At 54.5% G+C, this 20,476-nt stretch carries 21 protein-coding genes; 7 read left to right on the forward strand and 14 right to left on the reverse strand.

Annotation, left to right across the window (positions count from 1 at the left end; translation table 11 throughout):
• Positions 1–140: 140 nt before the first annotated feature.
• The 6 genes from ACQY36_RS01845 to ACQY36_RS01870 all read right to left on the reverse strand — a co-directional run bounded on the left by ACQY36_RS01845 (position 141) and on the right by ACQY36_RS01870 (position 5,961).
• Positions 141–578 carry a hypothetical protein gene (locus ACQY36_RS01845; protein ID WP_428077471.1) on the reverse strand — a complete coding sequence of 146 codons (438 nt, stop codon included), beginning with the start codon at positions 576–578 and terminating at the stop codon, positions 141–143.
• Between the two features lie 332 nt (positions 579–910).
• Positions 911–2,038 carry a coenzyme F420-0:L-glutamate ligase gene (locus tag ACQY36_RS01850; RefSeq protein WP_428071386.1) on the reverse strand — a complete coding sequence of 376 codons (1,128 nt, stop codon included), beginning with the start codon at positions 2,036–2,038 and terminating at the stop codon, positions 911–913.
• 132 nt (positions 2,039–2,170) lie between these two features.
• Complete coding sequence (locus tag ACQY36_RS01855; protein WP_428077472.1) at positions 2,171–2,344, reverse strand: hypothetical protein; 174 nt, start codon at positions 2,342–2,344, stop codon at positions 2,171–2,173.
• A 9-nt stretch (positions 2,345–2,353) separates the two neighbouring features.
• Entirely contained in the window at positions 2,354–3,082 is a 729-nt protein-coding gene (locus ACQY36_RS01860) for a hypothetical protein (RefSeq protein WP_428077473.1), read from the reverse strand.
• Entirely contained in the window at positions 3,079–4,344 is a 1,266-nt protein-coding gene (gene lysA, locus ACQY36_RS01865; protein ID WP_428077474.1) for a diaminopimelate decarboxylase, read from the reverse strand. Before lysA ends, ACQY36_RS01860 begins: the two co-directional genes overlap by 4 nt.
• A 276-nt stretch (positions 4,345–4,620) precedes the next feature.
• Positions 4,621–5,961 (reverse strand): prepilin-type N-terminal cleavage/methylation domain-containing protein, encoded by a 1,341-nt coding sequence (locus tag ACQY36_RS01870; RefSeq protein WP_428077475.1) that lies wholly within the window; start codon positions 5,959–5,961, stop codon positions 4,621–4,623.
• A gap of 260 nt (positions 5,962–6,221) precedes the next feature.
• Between ACQY36_RS01870 and gpmA the strand changes: the two genes are divergently transcribed.
• Positions 6,222–6,971, forward strand: a complete 750-nt coding sequence (gpmA, locus tag ACQY36_RS01875) for a 2,3-diphosphoglycerate-dependent phosphoglycerate mutase (protein ID WP_428077476.1) — start codon at positions 6,222–6,224, stop codon at positions 6,969–6,971.
• Positions 6,972–7,035: 64 nt separating this feature from the next.
• Here the strand turns inward: gpmA and def are convergent, their stop codons facing one another.
• Genes def through ACQY36_RS01890 form a run of 3 tightly spaced genes read right to left on the reverse strand, consistent with a single transcriptional unit; the run spans position 7,036 to position 10,130 of the window.
• The gene (gene def / locus ACQY36_RS01880; protein ID WP_428055309.1) at positions 7,036–7,560 is read right to left on the reverse strand and encodes a peptide deformylase; all 525 of its coding nucleotides are present in this window, start codon (positions 7,558–7,560) and stop codon (positions 7,036–7,038) included.
• A 60-nt stretch (positions 7,561–7,620) separates the two neighbouring features.
• On the reverse strand, positions 7,621–9,648 hold the full coding sequence (locus ACQY36_RS01885; RefSeq protein WP_428077477.1) for an APC family permease: 2,028 nt from the start codon (positions 9,646–9,648) through the stop codon (positions 7,621–7,623).
• 8 nt (positions 9,649–9,656) lie between these two features.
• A complete protein-coding gene (locus ACQY36_RS01890; protein ID WP_428055305.1) occupies positions 9,657–10,130 on the reverse strand; it encodes a PTS sugar transporter subunit IIA in 474 nt (157 codons plus the stop codon).
• A 96-nt stretch (positions 10,131–10,226) separates the two neighbouring features.
• On the opposite strand from ACQY36_RS01890, the gene ACQY36_RS01895 reads away from it, so the two are divergent.
• The 3 genes from ACQY36_RS01895 (at position 10,227) to ACQY36_RS01905 (ending at position 13,068) form a co-directional block, all read left to right on the forward strand.
• Positions 10,227–11,717, forward strand: a complete 1,491-nt coding sequence (locus ACQY36_RS01895; protein WP_428055303.1) for a TM0106 family RecB-like putative nuclease — start codon at positions 10,227–10,229, stop codon at positions 11,715–11,717.
• Positions 11,714–12,505 carry an inositol monophosphatase family protein gene (locus ACQY36_RS01900; RefSeq protein WP_428077478.1) on the forward strand — a complete coding sequence of 264 codons (792 nt, stop codon included), beginning with the start codon at positions 11,714–11,716 and terminating at the stop codon, positions 12,503–12,505. The genes ACQY36_RS01895 and ACQY36_RS01900 overlap by 4 nt, the downstream gene beginning before the upstream one ends.
• 152 nt (positions 12,506–12,657) lie before the next feature.
• Positions 12,658–13,068: an ACT domain-containing protein gene (locus tag ACQY36_RS01905; protein WP_428055299.1), complete on the forward strand. Its 411-nt coding sequence runs from the start codon at positions 12,658–12,660 to the stop codon at positions 13,066–13,068.
• Positions 13,069–13,136: 68 nt separating this feature from the next.
• Here the strand turns inward: ACQY36_RS01905 and ACQY36_RS01910 are convergent, their stop codons facing one another.
• From ACQY36_RS01910 to rlmN, 5 genes are read right to left on the reverse strand one after another with little or no spacing between them, the layout of a single operon-like run.
• Positions 13,137–13,655: a hypothetical protein gene (locus tag ACQY36_RS01910; RefSeq protein ID WP_428077479.1), complete on the reverse strand. Its 519-nt coding sequence runs from the start codon at positions 13,653–13,655 to the stop codon at positions 13,137–13,139.
• Positions 13,656–13,665: 10 nt separating this feature from the next.
• A complete protein-coding gene (locus ACQY36_RS01915; protein ID WP_428077480.1) occupies positions 13,666–14,004 on the reverse strand; it encodes a DMT family transporter in 339 nt (112 codons plus the stop codon).
• A gap of 1 nt (position 14,005) precedes the next feature.
• On the reverse strand, positions 14,006–15,799 hold the full coding sequence (gene queC / locus ACQY36_RS01920; protein WP_428077481.1) for a 7-cyano-7-deazaguanine synthase QueC: 1,794 nt from the start codon (positions 15,797–15,799) through the stop codon (positions 14,006–14,008).
• A complete protein-coding gene (locus ACQY36_RS01925; RefSeq protein ID WP_428071352.1) occupies positions 15,780–16,217 on the reverse strand; it encodes a hypothetical protein in 438 nt (145 codons plus the stop codon). Before ACQY36_RS01925 ends, queC begins: the two co-directional genes overlap by 20 nt.
• Before the next feature lie 8 nt (positions 16,218–16,225).
• Complete coding sequence (gene rlmN, locus ACQY36_RS01930) at positions 16,226–17,248, reverse strand: 23S rRNA (adenine(2503)-C(2))-methyltransferase RlmN (RefSeq protein WP_428071350.1); 1,023 nt, start codon at positions 17,246–17,248, stop codon at positions 16,226–16,228.
• A gap of 122 nt (positions 17,249–17,370) precedes the next feature.
• On the opposite strand from rlmN, the gene ACQY36_RS01935 reads away from it, so the two are divergent.
• Genes ACQY36_RS01935 through ACQY36_RS01945 form a run of 3 tightly spaced genes read left to right on the forward strand, consistent with a single transcriptional unit; the run spans position 17,371 to position 20,466 of the window.
• Positions 17,371–18,858, forward strand: a complete 1,488-nt coding sequence (locus ACQY36_RS01935; protein WP_428071349.1) for a hypothetical protein — start codon at positions 17,371–17,373, stop codon at positions 18,856–18,858.
• A 35-nt stretch (positions 18,859–18,893) separates the two neighbouring features.
• Positions 18,894–20,165: a phosphopyruvate hydratase gene (eno, locus tag ACQY36_RS01940; RefSeq protein ID WP_428077482.1), complete on the forward strand. Its 1,272-nt coding sequence runs from the start codon at positions 18,894–18,896 to the stop codon at positions 20,163–20,165.
• Position 20,166: 1 nt separating this feature from the next.
• Positions 20,167–20,466, forward strand: a complete 300-nt coding sequence (locus tag ACQY36_RS01945; RefSeq protein WP_428077483.1) for an FtsB family cell division protein — start codon at positions 20,167–20,169, stop codon at positions 20,464–20,466.
• Positions 20,467–20,476: the final 10 nt, after the last annotated feature.

Genomic DNA, 20,476 nt, shown 5'->3' on the forward strand with positions numbered 1-20,476 from the left:
TTGGAAAAAACGCAAATTTGCGCCCGTTTTTGCATACGGCCCGCGCAAAACGCTCCTCCGTTTTGTTGAAAGGGACGGGTATAAAACGCAAAACCGCCGCAAATTAAGCGGCGGTTTTGCAATCAAAAACAGTGCACAATTTATTTTTCGGCCTTATTTTCAGCCACTTTCATATTCTCCAATTCTTCAATCAGGCTCAGCAAAGTGGGCTGCAATTTGGTAACGTATTCCTGCTCAAAAGTGCTCAGGCGCTGTTCCATCCGGGCCAGCTGTTTGGAAATCTCCCCGTTGGACTTATCGTGCGCGGCCTTGAGTTCTTCCAGCCGGTAATGCAAATCTTTCACTTTTTCTTTTAAATCGGCCGTTTCCAAAGAAGAAGACCCCTGCAAAGACTGCAGGATGGAAGCGCGCGGTTTAAAAGCCGGCGGCTGGGCCACGGTAACCACGGTCAAATCTTCCACGGCGGGCTCAAAGTCGGTTTCGTGCGCGAGCGCGGCACGATACTTGGCCGTAAATACGAACAGCAAAATAAAACAAACGGTAAAACCAATGAGTTGTAAAATGACAGTGTTTTCCATATTGTTATCTTAGCATATTTTTGGACAGACTTTTGGCTTTAGTCGCCTTTTCCGGATTTTACGCGCGTATAGGGGTCATCGCAAAAAGAACGGATAATCCCTATCAGCCGCAGGACACACCATACGGCAGCGGTCCATACAATGATTTTACCCCACAGGGGGTGGGCCTGATACCACTTTAAAAACCAAAAATAAACTACCAAGCCGATTACTGTTACAAAAATACAGCAGGTCTTGAGTCCGGCCAAGGAAGCATTCCGTATAACCGGCTGCCCGCCCGGCCGCCAAGGCACCATAATAATCGGTAAAATCTGAAACGGACTAATCATAGATTATTTCGTATAGTAATTGTCAAAATAGCCTGTAATATAAATGACGGGGGTGCCTTTGTCCCCGGAGCCGCTGGTCAGGTCGCACAGCGAACCCAGCAAATCGGTCAGCCGGCGCGGCGTGGTGCCCAGCGCCTGGCCCCCGGCATTGGCCTGCACTTCTTTTTCCACGTCTTTGCCCGAATCAATCAGCGATTTTAATTTGGTTTCGTGCGGCATACCCGAAAGGCCGTCCGTCGCCGCCGGGCAGACCAGCGGGTCCGCCAGCTCCCAAATGCCGGTGGCGGGGTCTTTATAGGCGCCGTCGCCGTAAATCATCACTTCGGGCTTGACGCCCGTTTTGGCGGCGATTTGCTGCTGCAGGCGGTCTACAAACGCCTGGCAGTCGCGCGGGAAAAGTTTCACGCGGTCTTCGTTGGAATAGTTGGAACCCAGCAGGCCGAATTCGGCGTTGAACCCCGCGCCGGGGCGCATGGGTTTGGCGCAGATATCCGCAAGCGTATGGGTTTTAAAACCGGCCTGGGAAAGTTTAGCCGAATAGACCTGGCGGTTGTGCACCGTGCAGACCAGGGCCTGGCCGCCTTTGGCGGCGGAGGCTTTAATAAAATTATCAATCCCCCATACATAGGAAATGGAAATTTTTTCCGGGTCCAATTCCTTATACAGTTTGGAATAATTGGACTTGGTAATGGGGTGTACGAAGTTAAAATGCACACTGTCTTCGCCAAATACGCCTTCTTCGTACCCGTAGGGATCGGCGCAGAGCGGGTTGCCCACTTCGTCGGAGGGAAGCGTCAGCACGATATTCACTTTGCCTTTAATCCCCCCCACAATGCCTTTTAACATCGGCAGAAAACGGTTGCGGCTTAAAATAGGAGAAAAAATCACCACGTCGCCCTGCGGGAACAGCTCCGCGACGGAAGCGGAAATATCCGCCAGCGTTACAAAGTTGCCCTGCCCGCGCGCCACCAGCGATTCGGTCACCCCCACCACGGCGTGTTCTTTAAAAGAAAACGGCTCGGCCTGGGCCGCGGCGGCCAGCGTATCCGCGATGACGGGTACAATGTCCGTTCCTTCTTTAATTAAGGGCATACGAATGCCGCGTGAAACGACGCCGCTGTATCTCTTCATAAACATCTCCGGTCTGCAAAAGGTGAACTGCCGTTTGACAGTGTAACTTTTTTACGCGGGGCGCGTCAATTGCCGGGCGGAAAAAACCGGGAAGCCGTCCAAGCCTCCCGGTGTAAATTTCGGTTTCACGTCTTATTTTCGCCTGACGATTAAAAAACACGCGCTGAAGGCGCACGCCGCGAATACGGCATATACCGCATAACGCAAAAACACATTGTCCAACGCCGGGAACAGCCAATAAAACAGCCCGCACATCACCAGAAACGAGATGACGCCGAAAAGGTTGAATTTAAACGCCAGGTTCATACAAGACTCCTATTTAATGACGGTGCCCGTCCGGCCCGTCTGGTAATGGACGATGCGGATTTCCACGCCTTTTTCTTTGGCCAGGCGCACCGCGTCCGGGTGCAGCACGCTCGCGCCGTTAAGCGCCAACTTATACATTTCGTCAAAATCCAGCACTTCGTATTTCTGGGCTTTGGTGTCTTTGTTGGGGTCTGCGGAGTATACGCCGTCCACGTCTTTAATCATTTCCACGTGGTCCGCGCCCAGCTGGGCCGCCAGGAACACGGCGGACACATCGCTCCCGCCGCGTTTTAACGTGGTGATTTCTTTGTTCTCGCCAATGCCCTGAAATCCGGCCACAATCGGCACATTGCCGGCCTGAATTTCTTTTACCAAGCGGTCGCCTTTTAAAGATAAAATATCCGCCCCCGTATGCGTGCAGGTGGTAATAAGCCCGATTTGGGAACCCGTCAGCGAGACGGACGGCACGCCGATGGCGCGCAAGGCAATGGACAGCAGGGCCACGCTGACGCGTTCGCCGGTGGTGATGAGCATATCCAGCTCGCGCTTGTCGGGCGAGGAGGTAATGCTGAACGCATGGTCCAGCAGTACGTCGGTCAGGTTGCCGTTGGCCGAAGCCACCACCACGGGGATAAAGTTATCGTCATAGCGGGCTTTGATTAAGTCCGCCGCCATTAAAAGTTTTTGTTTGTTGGCCAGCGTATTGCCGCCGAATTTCATAATGCAAATCTGTCTCATAGCGCGTTTCCTTGCAGCCACGGCGCAACCGCGTGGCCGCTTAGCATTTCCTCGTAAGAAGTGCGTTTGCGCACCACGGCGAATTCCCGTCCGTGCGCCATCACTTCGGGCACCAGCGGGCGGAAGTTGTAAATGGAAGACATCGCCGCCCCATAAGCCCCAGCACACATTATAGCAAGTAGCCGCCCCTGCTGCACAGGTTCAATAATACGGTCTTTGGCAAATACGTCGCCCGATTCGCAAATGGGGCCGACGATATCGGCGATGATGGGCGCGACGCCTTCTTTGGTAACGGGCAGCACCGTATGCCACGCGTCATACATGGCGGGGCGGACGAGGTCGTTCATCCCCGCGTCTACGATGATAAAATTTTTCTGGCCCATTTTTTTGGTGTAAATCACTTCCGTTACCAGCACGCCCGCGTTGCCTGCTATGGAGCGGCCCGGCTCCACAATAATGTGTTTGCCCAAATCGCCCAGCGTTTCGCGCACCACGTCCGCATACGCGGAGCAGGTGGGCGGAAGTTCCACATTGTAGTTAATGCCCATGCCGCCGCCCAGGTCTATATTTTCCAGATAAATTCCTTCGGCTTCCAGCTCGCGCACCATGCCCGCAATTTTGGTAAACGCCAGGCGGAACGGCTCCAAATCAAGCAGCTGCGAGCCGATATGCACCGCTATGCCCGCCAGACGGATGCCTTCCATTTTGGCGGCGGCGCGGTAGAGTTCGTGCGCTTCGTCCCAGTCCACGCCGAATTTATTTTCTTTTTTGCCGGTGGTGATTTTGACGTGCGTCAGCGCGTCCACATCCGGGTTTACGCGCAGGGCCACATTGGCTTTTACCCCCAGAGACAGCGCAATACGGTTGATGGTTTCCACTTCGGCGGCGGATTCGGCATTGATTTGCAGAATTTGCGCTTTGATGGCTTCCTCCAGTTCATACGGCGTTTTGCCCACGCCGGAGAAAACAATTTTGTCCGCCGAAATGCCCGCTTTTAACGCTACAAACATCTCGCCGGCCGACACTACGTCCGCCCCGCTGCCCAGCCGCGCCAGCGTGCTGACGACGCCCAAATTCGGGTTGGCTTTAACGGAGTAACACACCGTGGCGTGAAACGGCGCGAGGGCTCTTTGGTAAGCCTCAAAGTTGCGGGTCAGCTTATCGGAGCTGTAGCAGTAAAACGGCGTACCGACCTGCTTGGCGATTTCTTTCAAATCCACCCCCTCCGCAAAAAGTTCTCCGTTCTGGTAGTTGAAACACATATTATTCTCTCCTTTAGGTAGTTTTGGCGCATAACAAAAACCCCCGCTTACAATTAAGCGGGGGTGTTGCAAATTCGTAATTAAAATAAGGCCGTTAAATCTCCGCAAAATTGTAAGCAAGGACGCAAGAGCGCTTTTTGCTCTTGTTCTGTTTGCTCACACGCTTAGCGGATAAAATAATTGCCATAAAATAAGTATAGTAAAAACGCCTCTTCCGCGCAACCCGAAAAAACCCGCGCCGTAAAAAGCGCGGGTTTTTTAAACCAACTTTTTTGTTTAATCGTGCGGCTGAATCACCATACACATTTCTTCGCAGAAACCATAACCCGAACACGGCTGCGGCGGCTCGGTGGAGCACTGGTATTTGATGTAATACGCCGGCGTCAAAGCACAGCTGACCCACATGCCGTTTTTATCCTGGTACGGCCGGCATCCCGGCACCGGCTCCCCGCCGGAAAGGTATTTCATAAAGCTGGCGTTGGTATCCTCACCGGACAGACAGGCGGACTGCGCCGCCTCAAAAGTGGAATAGCTGCCTTGCGAAACCATGCCGCCGCCCTCGCTGCGCACGCGCGAAACGCATTTGAAGTAGTAGCTCTGTTCCGGAAGGTCCGCTGCACCGCAGTTGCAGGCGCTCTCATCCCACGACCCGTACTTCGTCACGGTGTCGCATATATACTGATTTTTCTGGCTGGGGCAAGTGCAGGAGCAGGTGTCTTCATCCCATTCATAATAAACGGTAGCCAGTTGAAATTGAGCTCCCAGACTGGTGACAGTTGAAGTCTGAAACCCGACTATTTTGTTTTCACAGGCAGCTGTGGAATTGCATACGCATGCGGTGCCGTTCCAGGTTTTACCGTCCGGGCAGTCCTGCGCGCACTCGGAAGAGGAGCTTACGGAGCAGGCGCTCCACGTTTCCGTCCAGGTGCCGTTGGAAGCGTTACACGTGTAGGAACTGGTCTGCGTGCCGCATTCGTTGCAGTCGCGACTTTCCGAAGCGGGCTTCGGCCCGGAAACGGACGTACAGTCGCACGCGTCGCTGATACTGCACGCGCTCCAGCCGCTCCACGTGCCCGTAGACGTATCGCACGTACGCGTTTGCGTCCCTTTGTTTAAACATCCGCAGGCCCGCGTGGAAGAACCCGTACACTGTTTCTCTTCCGGTTCCCCGGCGCACGCTGCGCCGCTGTTGTAATCGGCGCGGGCCGTCAGCGCGGAGCAGAGCGGGTAATCTTTATTAAGCTTGGCGCACTCGGCTTCGCTTTCGCAGCACAAACGGCCGTCGGCGTACGAAGGCATTTTCAGCGTATAGCCGTATTTGCCTTTGCTCGCCGCTTCCATACCCGTAGACGTGAGCGAATAGGTAAAATTCTTGGTATTGCTCTCAGGCAGGATGTCTTTCACTGCGGACAATTCCGACACGTAACGCTTGTCCAGCGCGCACCGCTTTTCCTGCTCGGTGCGCACGGCGGCCATCAACGCCTCGGCTTCCGTCGTTTTGCGTGTTTCCACCACTTTACTGAACTTGGGCAGAACCACCGCCGCCAATACGCCGATTACGATAACCACCACCAGCAGTTCCGTAAGGGTAAAGGCTTTCTTCTTTTTGAACTCCATAATGTCCCTCCTCAATGCTGCAATAACATAACAAAACAGAACGCCGGAGGCGTCCCCTCTTGTGCTGAACCTCAAATTGGAGCGGAACAATACGCATCAGATATTGCCGATTATTCCCTCCCCAACCACCAAATGGTATCGTATCAAAGTAGTTTTATGCCCGTCAAGCAAAACCCGGCCGGACTAACCCTTTTTATAAGTGTACGGGTTTTTGCGAAAAAAGGTAGTATAAAATATAATAATCGGGGAGATGACTTATTATGAAAAGAATCGTATTGCTAAGACACGGCCAAAGCCAATGGAACCTGGAAAACCGCTTTACGGGCTGGACCGACGTAGATTTAACCGAACTCGGCGTGCAGGAAGCCCGGCGCGCCGGCAAACAGCTGCGCGACGCAGGCTTTTATTTTGACAAAGCCTACACTTCTTATTTAAAACGCGCGGTCAAAACGCTGAACCAGGTGCTGGACGTAATGGACCAGGATTCCCTGCCGGTTGAAAAAAACTGGCGGTTAAATGAAAAACATTACGGCGCGCTCCAGGGCCTCAACAAAGCCGAAACCGCCGCCAAATTCGGCGAAGAACAGGTAAAAATCTGGCGCCGGAGTTACGACGTGCGTCCGCCGGCCCTTACGCCGGAAGACCCGCGCGCCCCGCAGAACGACCGCCGCTACGCGGACGTGCCCCCCGCCTACCTGCCGCTGACCGAATCGCTGGCGGACACCGTGGGCCGCATCCTGCCGTATTGGAACGGCGTGATTTTTCCGCAGCTGGCGGACCAGCGCGAAGTGCTCATCGCGGCGCACGGCAACAGCCTGCGCGGCATTGTAAAGCATTTAAAGCATATCCCGGATGACGAGATAGTAAACCTCAACCTGCCTACGGGCGTGCCGTACGTGTTTGAATTTACGGACGACCTGGTCCTGCAAAAAGATTATTTCCTGGGCGACCCGGAAGAAATCAAAAAGCAAATGGCCGCCGTGGCCAGCCAGGGCAAGGCCGCCAAATAAACTTTGCACCCCAAAAAACACCCCGGGCCGTAAAACCCGGGGTGTTTTTTATATATGGCAAAATTTAGTTCCAGTCTTTACGCAGTTTTTTAATGGCCTTTTTAAGTTCCGGCTTTAAAGCGGGATTTACCAAGTCCACAAACAGTTTGCCGTTCAAATGGTCCACCTCGTGCTGAAAGGCTTTGGCCAACAGCCCGCGCGCGCGTTTGACCTGCTCCTGCCCGTTCTCGTCAATGTATTTAAGCGTAACGTCCGTAGCGCGCTTTACCTCCGCCCACAGCCCCGGCAGGGAAAGGCAGCCTTCTTCTTCTATCTTTTCCCCCCGCATGGACACGATTTCCGGGTTGATAATTACATAACGTTTTAAAGGCGCGTTTTCTTTGTCCGACTCCGGAATCAAAATAACCGCCAGCCGGTAGTCCAGCCCGATTTGGTTGGCCGCCAGCCCCACGCCCCGCACCGCCAGACACGTATCCTCCATATCTTTAAGCAGTTTGGGCAGCAAGGGCTCCAGCGTCTTGAAATCAACGGGTTTTAGTTTTTGGCGCAAGATATCTTCGCCGTATTTGGTAACGCGCAAAATAGCCATAAATTTATTTTATCATATTGGGAAAACGCAGGCACGCCCCGCCCGGGGCGCCGCCCGACCTTACCGGGTGAACCGGTAGGAGACTTCCCTTCCTTCCCATAAAATACGCAGGGTAACGGGGTGGCTGAGTTCGCGGTCTTTCACCGCGCCCCAGGTCATTACCGCGCGCTCCAGCTGCGGGTTTGCGCCGTGCCGCCCGGAAACGCCCATCACCACTTCCCGCGCGTCCGCCACGGCGGCCGCCTGGGCGATGGCGTAGAAAGCGTCGTTGGAATGCACCAGCACGGGCGTTACGGACAGACCGTATTTTTCGGCCAGAAAAATTACTGCGGTAAACACTTCGTGCTCGTCCACCGCCGCAGACCGCATATCCTGGCGGTACAATATGTTTTCAACGGGCTTGCAATACAGCACAATCACGTCCGTTTCGTCCGCATTTACTTTGCTGAGCACTTCTTCCAGATGGTACAGGTTTTCCGGGTTTTTAACGGCCACCAGCACGCGGTGCGGGCGGTCCAGCTCCGAAAACGCCTCTTTCAAATCGTCCACGGTTTCGGCATTGATGCGTTCGCGGTAGCCTTCCTCAAACATCGTATTGGCCTTTTTGGCGTTCAACCGCTCGGACAGCGAAAACACCGCAAACAAAAACGCCGTAAACCCGAATCCCGCCACGGTGGCGATTTGCTTGGTGGTCATATTCACGAGCGCCACCGTAAGCAAAAAGCCGGACAGCAAAATAAGCCCCACCGGGATGTAATAATTTTCGTATTTGATATTCAGCGGAAACATAAAATCGCGCTTTTGGGAGGCTTTTTTCCAGCGCAGGCGCGCAATAGCCACCACTTCAAGCACGAAACACCACATCACGCCAAAAGCGTAAGCCTCGCCCAGCAGGTATACGTTGCCGCGCGAAACTAAAACGACAATCATCTGCACCGCCGCAATCAGGTGGATGATATGGTACGAAGTGCCGTAGCGGCGGTGGATTTTGCGGAACCAGTCCGTCAGAATACCGTCTTCGGCAATACGGTTCATCAGCGCGTTGGAGCCGATGAGCGAGGTGTTCACCGCGCCGGAAAGCATCGCCACGCCGCACACCACAACCATTACCTGCATCAGCAGTTTTAAAATGCCGGGGCCGGCCAGGCTCATCGCCAGGCCGGAGAGCAGATTGTCGTTGTATTTGGCGGCAATCAGTTCCGGCGGAATAATAACGGCCGACAGAAAAGTAAGCCCCCCCGTAAACAGCAGCGCAAACCCAAAAATCAGCCACGCGGCTTTCTTTAAATTCTGGGCTTTGGGATACTCAATTTCGCGGTACACCTGGGACAGCGTCTCAATGCCCGACAAAGCCAGCACGCTGTGCCCAAACGCCATAAACATCCCCACGAGGCCGATGGTTTTCATCCAGTCTATATGTCCGGCCCAGCCGAGCGACTCCGGGGAAAAGCTAAGCTCCGCGGGCGGCATATGCGCGCCGCGCAGGCCGATGGTGATAAACGACCAAATGGCCAGCAGAAAACAAACCGCCAGCGAAAACGCAATAATTTTGGCGCTTTTGGAACTGGATTCTTCTATCCCTTTTACGTTCTGCCGCCAGAAATATACCGTTACCAACAGCCCGAACACTACGGAAATGCCGCCTTCCGGCAGGGTAAAACTCAGCCCGGCCATTTCCAAAAACGAATTGGCCAGCCCGCACAAATAATGCCCGGCGGTAACGGCGCTGATGGGGCCGGTTAAAATAAAATCAAAAATAAGCGCGGACGCGGCCAGCTTGGCGGCGGTATCCCCCAGGCCTTCGCGCACAATTTTGTACGCGCCCCCGCGCACGAAGAGCGAACAGGCTTCCAGCTCCACCATTAAAAGCAGGCCGGAAAACAGCATAACGGCTAAAATATACCAGGGGAACGCCGGCCCGAACGCCCGCATGGCGATGCCGCCCGCGTAGAAAGCGCTGGAGCCAAAGTCGCACAGCACCACGGCGGCGGCTTTCCAGAACGGGATAAACGTAAGCATGGCCGTAGTCAGCACGACCACTTTTTTGACGCGGAACAGACTGGGTGAACCCTCGGAAGCGTTTCTCATGGGGATTGTTAACGGGCCAGACGCGCGGCCACGGCCCCGGCGTCTTGAAGTGAAACCAATTCCTGGATAAATTCGGGTTTGAACGTTTCGGCCAGCGTAGAAAGAATCTGCAGGTGTTTTTGGAAAAACGCCGGTTTGGCGGGAGAAAGAAACAAGAACATGACCCGGATGGGCAGATCCGAATTAGTCTGGTCCCGCAACGGTTCGGGCAGCACCGCCAGCGCGGCGGTAAAATCGCCCAGTTCTTCCAGGCGTGCGTGCGGGATGGAAAGGCCGGTGTCAAGCGTAGTGCTGATGCCTTCTTCGCGTTTAAGCACCTGGGAGGCCACATCGGCCGGGTCCAGCTGCGGGTAATCGCGGCAGACGGTCCGCACCAATGCTTCAATTAACTCTTTTTTGCCCGGACAGCCTTGCGCAAACAGCACGCGGTTCGGCGTAATTAAACTTCCCAGGCTCAGTTTGCTTTGTTCATTTGATGGCATAGTCTCAAGTTTTTATGGTAGCAAATAACGCGCCAAACTGGCAAGCCGTCAAAAAACGGTTTTATTCCCTCTCCAAAAAAGCTAGAATACCTTATAATGACCGACAACGAGATTCTGGATTTATTCAACACCCTTTCCGCCGGACGCACGCCCGGCAAGCAGGATTTTAACGCCTCTAAAATGTTTTCCCTGCTGGAAGACCCTTTCAGCATCTGGTGCTTTTTTCACGCACCCAAAGAGGCGGCCGTCCCCGAAGCCAACCGCTACGAGAATTTAAAAATCCGTACCGACCGCAACACCCGCGACCAGTGGATTAAAAACGAGTTCCCCGGCGTGGTATTTGTAACGGGCGAAAACGAAACCGAACGCTTCAAAAACACCCTTTCCGCCATGGCCCGCGGCGAAAGCGCCATAGCCAACGCCCTGCTGTGGAACCTGCCCGAAAACACCTACGGCAGCATCAACCTGCTGGTCCGTTCCGACGGCGCTCCCAGCGCGTTCGGCCCTTACCACTATCACATTTTCCAGTTTAAGCGCGCGCACGATTTAAAGGAGCATTACGCCCTGCAGGTGTGCCTGCTGAACCGGATGCTAGGCTGTACGCAAAAATATACGCCGGACAATACCCGCGTGTTCTTAAAAGACCGCACCCTGGACGTCGCCTACCAAGACCATTGCGACCGGCTGGCCCGCGAGCTGGCCTACTGGCGCAGCATCCGCGACGGACTGGCCAAGCCCGAAGCCCACAAACCGCCCAAAGCCGCCAGCGCGCCGTGGCGCGTATACGCCAACAAAACGGTGGCGGAAACCAAAGATTTGTTAATGCTCCCGGGCCTTAATACCGAAATGCGCCAGTGCCTGAAAATCAACGGGATGTACACGACGGACGACGTGGCCCGCGCCGGAATTGAAAAACTGCAAGGCATCCTGGAAGAGCCGCACGCCACCGACTCCTACTATAACGCCCAGGCGTACCTGCACAACAAGCCGATACTGCGCGAAGCCGGGCACTTCCCCCCGCCCGCCAAGAAATATAATTTGTACTTTGATTTTGAGGCCACGGAAACCTTCACCAAAGACAATGTGTCTTTTGTCTACCTCATCGGCATTTGGGACAAAGAAGAAAACAAATACGTCAGCTTTGTGGCGAAAACGCCGGAAGAAGAAATCAAAATTTTTGAACAGTTTTACGACTATATCAAAGACTTCGCCAACACCGCCCTGTACCACTGGACGGAGTACGAAGTTAAAAAAATGAAAAATCTCGCCGGCAAAAACCCGCAGGATGCGGCCAAACTAAAAGCCCTGTGCGAGATTTGCTACGACCTAAAAGTCTCCGTCAACAAGCAATTTTACCTGCCCGCGCCGAGCTTCTCGCTAAAAGCCGCCGCGCCCGCGTTTGGGTTTAACTGGCGGCAGGACGACTGCGGCGCGATGGACAGCATGGTCTACTTCACCAGCTGGCTTAAAACCGGTAACGACGAACTACTCGGCAAAGTGCTGATGTACAACGAAGACGACTGCAAAGCCATGCTGTACTTGGAAGACAAACTCAAAGCCGCCGAAGTGCTGGACCTTAAAAAATGAAACAGGAATTTGCCGTTTTACAAGAATGTCTGCAAGCCGCCTCCAAGGTGGTGCGGCGGCATTTCGGCAAAGTAGGCTACGAACTCAAAGGCAAGGCCAACCTGGTTACCAAGGCCGACGTCGCCAGCCAAAAAGCGGTGCTGAACATCATCCGCAAACGCTTCCCCCTGCACGATTACCTGGCCGAAGAAGACGCCGTCAAAAATACCGGCGCGGATTATACCTGGGTGATTGACCCGATTGACGGCACCACCAATTTTGCGCATACTTTTCCGCAATGCTCGGTTTCCGTCGCGCTGTTTTATAAAAACGAACCCGTTTTGGGCGGCGTGGCCAACCCGGCCACGGGCGAAACGTTTTTGGCCCAAAAAGGCAAAGGCGCCACGCTTAACGGCAAAAAAATACACGTATCCAAAACCGCCAAACTGGCGCAGGCTTTGCTGGTAACGGGGTTTCCGTACAACCGCTTTACGCGCATGCCGGAACTGCTCACGCGCTTTGAAGGCTTTTTAAATTCCTGCCACGACGTACGCCGCCTGGGCTCGGCCGCGCTGGATTTGTGCTGGCTGGCCGCCGGCCGCACCGACGGCTACTGGGAAGACAATTTAAACCCGTGGGACGTGGGAGCCGGCATACTTATTTTGCAGGAAGCCGGCGGAAAAGTAACGGACTACAGCGGTAAAAAATATAAGAAGCTGCCCGATTACGGCCGCACCATGCTGGCAAGCAACGGCAAAATCCACGCCCAAATGCTCCAAATTATCCGTAAGACCGAACCCCGGCCTTAAACGGCTTTTCCCCGAAAAAATAACGCTTTCATCACGCTTCCGCAGCCGCCCTGCCGCAGGCGGGCCGCACAGGGGCCGTTTTTTTTACGTTTTCCAGTCGCAGGTTTGATATAATTTTAGAAACAGGTATGTTTGTTAGTAAAGGGGTTTGAATGTCCATCAGTGTGGTTAAACAATACAGCGTCTTTTTAATTAACGAGCCCGGCGCGCTGAAAAATTTTGCGGATCTGTTTGTACGCGAAAATGTAGACGTCATCGCCATTTCGCAAGACGTGCGCTACGACGCGGCCGTGGTGCGCCTGGCCGTTAAATACGACCAGGAAATCAGCCACGCGCTGACCAAAGCGGGTTTCACCAGCGTCAAGACCGACGCCATCTGCATTGACGCGCCCAACCGCGTGGGCCTGGTCAAAGACATTGGTTCCGTCCTTTCCGGCCACGGCATCAACATCACCACCATCTACGGCACCGCCGGCGCGGGGCCCGGCACCCGCTGGATTGTGGTGGTAAACGACATTACCAAAGCGTTAAACGCGCTGGAATCGTCGGAACTGTTCAATTAAACCGTTCTTTTTTCCGTACAAAAAGCCTTCCCAAACGGGAAGGCTTTTTATATGGCGGTTCAAAACGGCTACTTTAACCGGCTTTTGGCGGCTTTCATCTGCTTTTTCCAGGCTTTCTTGGCGGCTTTGTGTTTGCGTTTGGCTTCGCCGGAAATCAAATCCTCCACGCGCCGGGCTTTTATCTCGGGCAGATTTTTTTGGTCTTCCTTCAGCTTGGCTTCCCAATTATCCAGGTTGGCGCGTTCGGCGGCGATGCGGCCTTCCAAATAAGCCATACCCGCGTCCACGCTTTCGGACACGGCTTCCGCCAGCCGGGCCTTAATGGCCGGCTTTTCGGCCTCAGACGCCTTGCGGTACTGTTTTACCAGTTTGTTAATCAGCTTGCGGCGCGCTTCAAACGCTTTTTTTTCTTCTGCGGGGGTCAGCTTCTTCGCCGGCGTCAGCTTGGCGGCGGGTACGGCGGCCGCCTCTTTAGGCAGGCTGCATTCGGCGGGCGGCTCCGCTTCCCGCACCTCCGCCTGCGGCTGCGCCGCAAACAATGCGGCTGAAAAACAAAGGGTTACTGCCGGCAACAAAAATTTTTTCATATATCCTCCTTCAATGAGAAACCGTCTTGGAAAACACATTAATCACCACTACGCCCAGTATGATAAGCCCCATACCCAGCACAGCGGGCAAATCGGGCCGTTCCCGGAAAACCAGAAACGCCGCCACCGCCGTAAGCACAATGCCGACGCCCGCCCAAACGGCGTAGGCAATCCCCAGGGAAATCCCCTTTAACGAAAGCCCCAGCAAATAAAACGCCCCGACATACGCGGCCACCGTCAGCAAAGACGGCCCCAGCCGCGTAAACCCGGCCGCCGCCTTTAAAGCGTTGGTGCCGATGATTTCAAAAACAATGGCCCCGGCCAAAAACAAATAATACTTCCACAGCATATTAATCTAACGACGTATCGTGTATGCCGGCCTCGGCAAAGCCTTTGGCGCGCAGTTTGCACGAATCGCAGTGCCCGCAGGGCTTCTGGCCTCCGGCATAACAGCTCCAGGTCAGTTCAAACGGAACTTTGAGTTTGGCCGCCAGCTGTACAATCTGCGTTTTGGACAAACGCATCAGCGGCGCCAGCACTTCAATCCCTTCCGTTACGCCCATTTTCGTGCCGCGGTTTAACGCGTCCGCCGCCGCTTTAAAGAACGCGGGCGTGCAGTCCGGATAGCCGGAAAAATCAACGGCGTTCGGGCCCGCGATAATCGCATCCGCGCCCGCCGCGTCTAAGAGCGACCCGGCAATCGCCAAAAACATCAGGTTCCGGCCCGGTACGTACGTGGACGGAATCCCTTCTTTTGGGATGTCTTCCAGCGCCACGTCGGGCAGCGTCTGGTTCTTGTCCACCAGCGAACAGCACGACAGCCACGGCAGGTTAAGCGTAATTAAATGGTGTTTAATCCCCAGGTTGCGCGCAATCATCTGCGCGGCCAGCACTTCCCGGTCGTGCCGCTGGCCGTACGAAACGGTCAGCGCTTCGCACTCGTATCCGTGCGCGATGGCCCAGTACAAACACGTGGTGGAATCCAATCCGCCCGAGAAAAGCACAATGGCTTTCTTTTTGGCCTTGCCGCCAAATCCGGAAGCTTTGCCGGAAAAAGTTACTTCTCCCGGCAGCGTGACGGACTGGCGCGGCCCGGAGGCCTTTTCCCGCGGAGCGTCCGCCTGTGCCGCCGGAGCGGGTTTGTCCGCCGGAGCGGCGGGCTGTTCCGGTGCGGGTTCCGCCGCCCGGGGCGTTTGGGACGCGGCGGGCTGCGACTGCTTCAACACCGCATCCAACAAATCGTCGGACTGCGGAGCGGACGCGGTTTTTTCAGGAGCGGCGGCGGGCTGTACGCTTTTTTCAAGCTCCGCTTTTTCCTCTTTGGCGGCGTGCAAAATGTCGCTGAAAAAATTTTTAATGCGCTTAGTGGCCGAGCGCGGCGTTTCCGCTTCCTGTACGGCCTCTTCGGCTGGCTCGTCCGCTTCCTGCGCGGACGCTTCGGCGGGCGGTTCATCCAGCCACTGCGCCGGCGCGGGCGTGCCGTAGGCGTGGCATACGCCGTAACCTTCTTTGGCGCATGTTATTTGGGGCACCACCGGCAAACCGTTTACTTTAAAAGCGATTTTCGCATCTTTCTCGGCGGTTTTCGGGCCCTGTTTCATAAACTCCCCGTAACGCATCGTGTTGTTAAACTCCACAATCGCGTCCTCCGGGGTGCCAATGCCCTGGATAAAATCTTTAAGCGCCTGCACACACAGACCATCTTCCACGTCGTCCGACGTGCCGTAAAGCGCGCTGGGGATAAGCAGTACGTCTTTGTTTTGCGAAGTAAGCGCCTCGGCCAGCGCGTAAAAGTTGCAGAATCCCCCCGCCAGCACTAAAGACGCCTGCCGCGCGCACGTAACGGCCTTTGTCCCGGCGGTAGTTACCACCAGGGCGGGCTTGCGCGCGTTGGAGCGGGACGCCGCATACGGCGAATTGTCCTCGTGCGCAACGGGCAAGTCCAGCTCGGAATATACTTCAAAATCCGGGTGCGCTTTGGCGAAAGCGACGGCTTGTTCCGCGTCGCCGAACACCAGCACGTCTTTTTTGCCGCGCTCCAACAGCGCGCAGACGGTGGTGGCGGCCCGCAGGACGTCCACCACGACGGCGACGTCCGTCCACTGCTCACATTCATCAACGGTTTTAGCTATCAGAACGTTCATTTAAAATCCCCAATACTTTAAAATCTTCAATGGCTTTTTCGTCTTCTTCGGACAAATCATCCACATACTTTATGGCATAAATAATCAGCGTAACGCGCGGGTCGGACGCGCCGTCTTCGGCGCTGTTATACTGGCCGATTAAAATGGCGTCCGCCCCTTTGGAAGCCGCAAATCTGCGCCCTTTTTCCACGCCCATTTTCAGCACGTCTCTTTCGGGTTTCAAATTTTTAATGCGCAACAGCCCCAGGTTGCCGTACGGACGGGTGATTTCGCTCTTACTGCCGAGAATCTGCACGTTTTTCGCCTTGGTGGCCGGGAAGTCCGGCCCTATCGCAATCCAGTCCAAATTGGTTTGCTCCAGCGTCGCGCAGCCGGCCAGCAGTAAAAGCGCCGCGCCTAAGATGTTAAACTTTTTCATACGTCCTCCTATCTTTTTTGAGAAGCCAACTGCCCGCAGGCGGCCAAAATATCGTTGCCCATGCTCTTGCGGATAGTTACGCCGATACCCATACCCTTGAGCCCGGCGGCAAAATCTTTCACCACGCGGTCGTCGGTTTTTTCGCCGCGTCCCAGGTTGCACGCAATCAGGTTGACGTGCAGCAGGTAATTGTCCTTAATGCTGTAAATCCAGTCCGCCAGTTTGCGGATATGCTCCGGGCGGCTGTTGATGTTTTCAATTACCGAATACTCCAAAAACACCTGGCGGCCCGTCATGGCGATGTATTCTTCCACCGCTTTTTTCAAATCGTCCAAATCAAACTTGCGGTTGACGGGCATAATGCGGCTGCGCTCGTCGTTGTCCGCATTGTGCAAAGACACCGCCAAATTGGCCTGCGGCAAATCCACCGCCAGCTTGTGCAGTTTGTCCGCCACGCCGGAAGTGGAAATGGAAATATGGCGCGCGCCGATGTTTAAATAGTCCGGGTCGGACAAGTCCCGCGCGGCTTTGACCACGTTTAAATAATTCAGCAGCGGCTCCCCCATCCCCATAAACACCACGCTGGAAATCCGCTCGCCCAGCCGTTCTTTGCGCACGTACTGGTACCACATCAGCACCTGGTCGGTAATTTCTTCCTGCGTCAAATCGCGCTTAAAGCCCATCTTGCCCGTACTGCAAAAGGAACAGCGCAGCGGGCACCCCACCTGGCTGGACACGCACACGCTCCAGGTGTCCTGCGGTTTTAACAATACGGTTTCAATGCGGTATCCGTCTTTAAGCGTTAAAAGCGCCTTGGCCACCCGGTCCTGCCGCGAGCAGACGATTTGGGTAACTTCAAAGCTTAAAAGGGGACGGTCCTGTTTCAGTTTTTCGCGTAAATCCGCCGGCAGATTGGTGGCTTCGTCCCAGGACGAAATGCCTTTTTTAAAAATGGCGTCTTTTACCTGCGAAATGCGGAAGTTGGGCAGGCCCGCGTCTTTAATGTATTGTTTTACGTATTCAAAATTCATTTTTCTTTCCTTATTATGGGTTGCATATATTTTATCATTTTACGGCCCGTTCCCTTTCCTTTTTATACCCCTTTTTCCCCAAACGTGAAAAAATGCCTGTTTTTTAGTATAATACCAGCACGATGAGTGAAGATATCAAGTTTAGCACCGCCGGCTTCCGGGCCGTTACCGCGGACGGGCTTACCGCCCAGTCCGTACAGCGTTTGGCTTACGGGATTTCCGAACATATTCTGGAACATCCCTTCTACGGTTTTGAAGGTACGGGTTACCGCAAGCACTGCGAAGAACACGGCAAAAAACCTAAGAAACCCCTCGTGCTCGTGGGGTTTGACACCCGTTTTTTCTCTAAACAATTTGCTTATATTGCCGCCAATGCCCTGGTGCAGAGCGGAATTACCGTAAAAGTGGCCGAACTGCCCCTGCCGACCCCCGTGGCCGAGTGGGCCGTCCTGAACGAGTGCGCCGTCGGGGCCATTGTGGTAACCGGCAGCGAAGCCGAATACTATGTAAACGGCGTGAAATGGATTTCCTACTACGGCGGCATCGCCAACAACGAAATCGTGCAGGACATTGAAAAACGCATTCCCTCCCCCAGCGCCCAGATTTTAAAAGCTTCTTCCACCGAATTTGGTTATTTAAACGCCGCGGCCGTCGTCAGCAAAGACCTGCGCAAAAGCTATTTGGCGCGTTTGGAAAAAATGCTGGACGTAAAAGCGCTTAAAAAATCCAAGCTTAAAGTGGCGGTGGACCCGCTTTTCGGAACGGCTAAAAACTATTTCCGCGAATTTTTGGAAAAATACGGCGTTACCGTGGAAGGCATCCACGAAGGGGACGACGTCCTCTTCGGCGGGCACGTGCCCAACGCGGGCCCCGTCAGCCTGACCGACCTTAAAAAACTGGTTACCGGCAAAAAGATGCACCTGGGCATCGCCTGCAACCCGGACTGCGACAAGTTCGGCATCATTGACGCGGAGGGAAACTGGGTTTCCCCCAACGAAATCGCGCCGATGCTGCTGGAACACCTGGTGCGCAATAAAAAATTAAAAGGCCGCGTATGCAGAAGCGTTATTACGTCCAACCTGATTGACCAGGTGGCCAAAACCAACGGGCTGATGCTGCGCGAAACGCCGGTAGGGTTTAAATACATCACCGAGCTGATGACCACCGGGCAGTATATTATGGGGATGGAAGAGTCCGGCGGCATCGCCGTGGCGAACCACATCCCGGATAAAGACGGCCTGCTGGCGTGTCTGCTGGTGGTGGATATGCTGGCCGTAGAGGGCAAAACGCTCAAACAGCTTAAAAAAGAATTTTATAAGAAGTACAAACAATTGTTTGACCAGAAAGTAAGTATCCCGAAAACGGAAACTGAAATCAACCGAATCATGGAACGGCTGGACATCCGCCCGCCGCTGTCCATCAACAAGACGTCCGTCTGGCGTATTGACTCCACCGACGGTTTCAAATTTATTTTGAAAGGCGGCAGCTGGCTGGCCATCCGGCCGTCCAGCACCGAACGGCTGATTCGTATGTACGCGGAAGCGCAGGATGAAAAACTGCCGGCCGCGCTCATCAAAGAAGGCAAAAAAATTATTGACAGTATTGTCTGACAAACGGCCGCCACGCGGCCGAAGGGGGTTGTACTATGGTTCGCATTAAAAAAATTACGGCAAGAGAAATTTTAGACTCGCGCGGATACCCGACCATCGCCGCCGACGTGCTTCTGGACGACGGCAACACCGGCACCGCAGCAGTCCCCAGCGGAGCTTCCACCGGTTCGCACGAAGCGCTTGAACTTCGCGACGGCGGCGAACGCTACAACGGCAAAGGTGTATTAAAAGCCGTGGAAAACGTGGAACGCATTTCCCAGCAGCTGGCCGGGATGGACCCGTACGACATCCGCCTGGTGGACGAAAGCATGATTGCCCTAGACGGGACGGAAAACAAATCCAACCTGGGCGCCAACGCCATGCTGGCCGTTTCCATGGCTGTACTGCGCGCGGGCTGCCACCACGCCAAATTGCCGCTCTACCAGCACATCCGCAACGTGTACGGTTTGGAATACGACACCTATTTAATGCCCGCCCCGATGCTTAACATCATCAACGGCGGCAAACACGCCGATTCCGGCCTGGACGTGCAGGAATTTATGATTGTGCCCACCGCGCCCAAGAGCTTTTCCGAAGCACTGCGCGAAGCCAGCGAAACCTACCATTCCCTGAGAAACCTGTTAAAGTCCGAAGGCATGGTTATTGCCGTGGGCGACGAAGGCGGCTTCGCTCCTAAAATTTCCAAGCACGAAGATGTGTTAAAAACCGTACTGGCCGCCGCCAAAAAAGCCGGCCATCCGGAAATTTCCCTGGCGATGGACTGCGCCGCCAGCGAATTCTTCCACGACGGAGCCTACCGCTTTGAAGGCAAAATGTACTCCGCCGAACAGATGACGGATATCTACGCCGACTGGTGCGCCGCCTATCCGCTCATCTCCATTGAAGACCCGCTGCAGGAAGACGACTGGGCCGGCTGGAAACACATCACCAAAAAGCTCGGCAAAAAAATCAACCTGGTGGGCGATGATTTGTTCGTTACCAACATCAAACGCCTGCAGAAAGGCATTGAAGAAAAAGCCGCCAACTCCATTTTGATTAAAGTCAACCAGATCGGCACCGTGTCCGAAACGATTGACGTCATGGAACTGGCCAAACAGAACGGATACTCGCGCATTGTGTCGCACCGCTCGGGCGAGACGGAAGACACCTTCATCGCCGACCTGGCGGTAGCCACCAACGCCGGCGCCATCAAAACCGGCGCGCCGGCCCGTTCCGAACGTACGGCCAAGTACAACCGCCTGCTGCAAATTGAAGCCGAGCTGGGCGAAAAAGCGGTCTACGCGCGCGATTCTGCCTTTAAGAGATAATGTGACGCAGGAACTCAAAGAAGCTTTAATTCGCAACAAAAAACCACTGCTGCTGGCCTTTGGGCTGGCGGCAGTGGTTACATTTTTTTTAGGGAGCAGCTTTTTAAGTTTGGTGCATAATAAACTGGAAATGCGCAAGCTGGCCCGCCAGCGCGTGCAGCTGGATAAACAGCACGAAGAACTGCTGGCTAAAATGAAACTGCTGGAAAAGCAGGACCCGGCATATATTGAAGAACTCGCGCGGACGCAGTACAATATGGTTAAACCCGGCGAAATTGAGTTTCGCTTCCACGTAAAATAGCGCAGGCGCG

The sequence above is a fragment of the Candidatus Avelusimicrobium alvi genome (assembly GCF_958451995.1).
Taxonomy (GTDB): Bacteria; Elusimicrobiota; Elusimicrobia; order Elusimicrobiales; family Elusimicrobiaceae; genus Avelusimicrobium; species Avelusimicrobium alvi.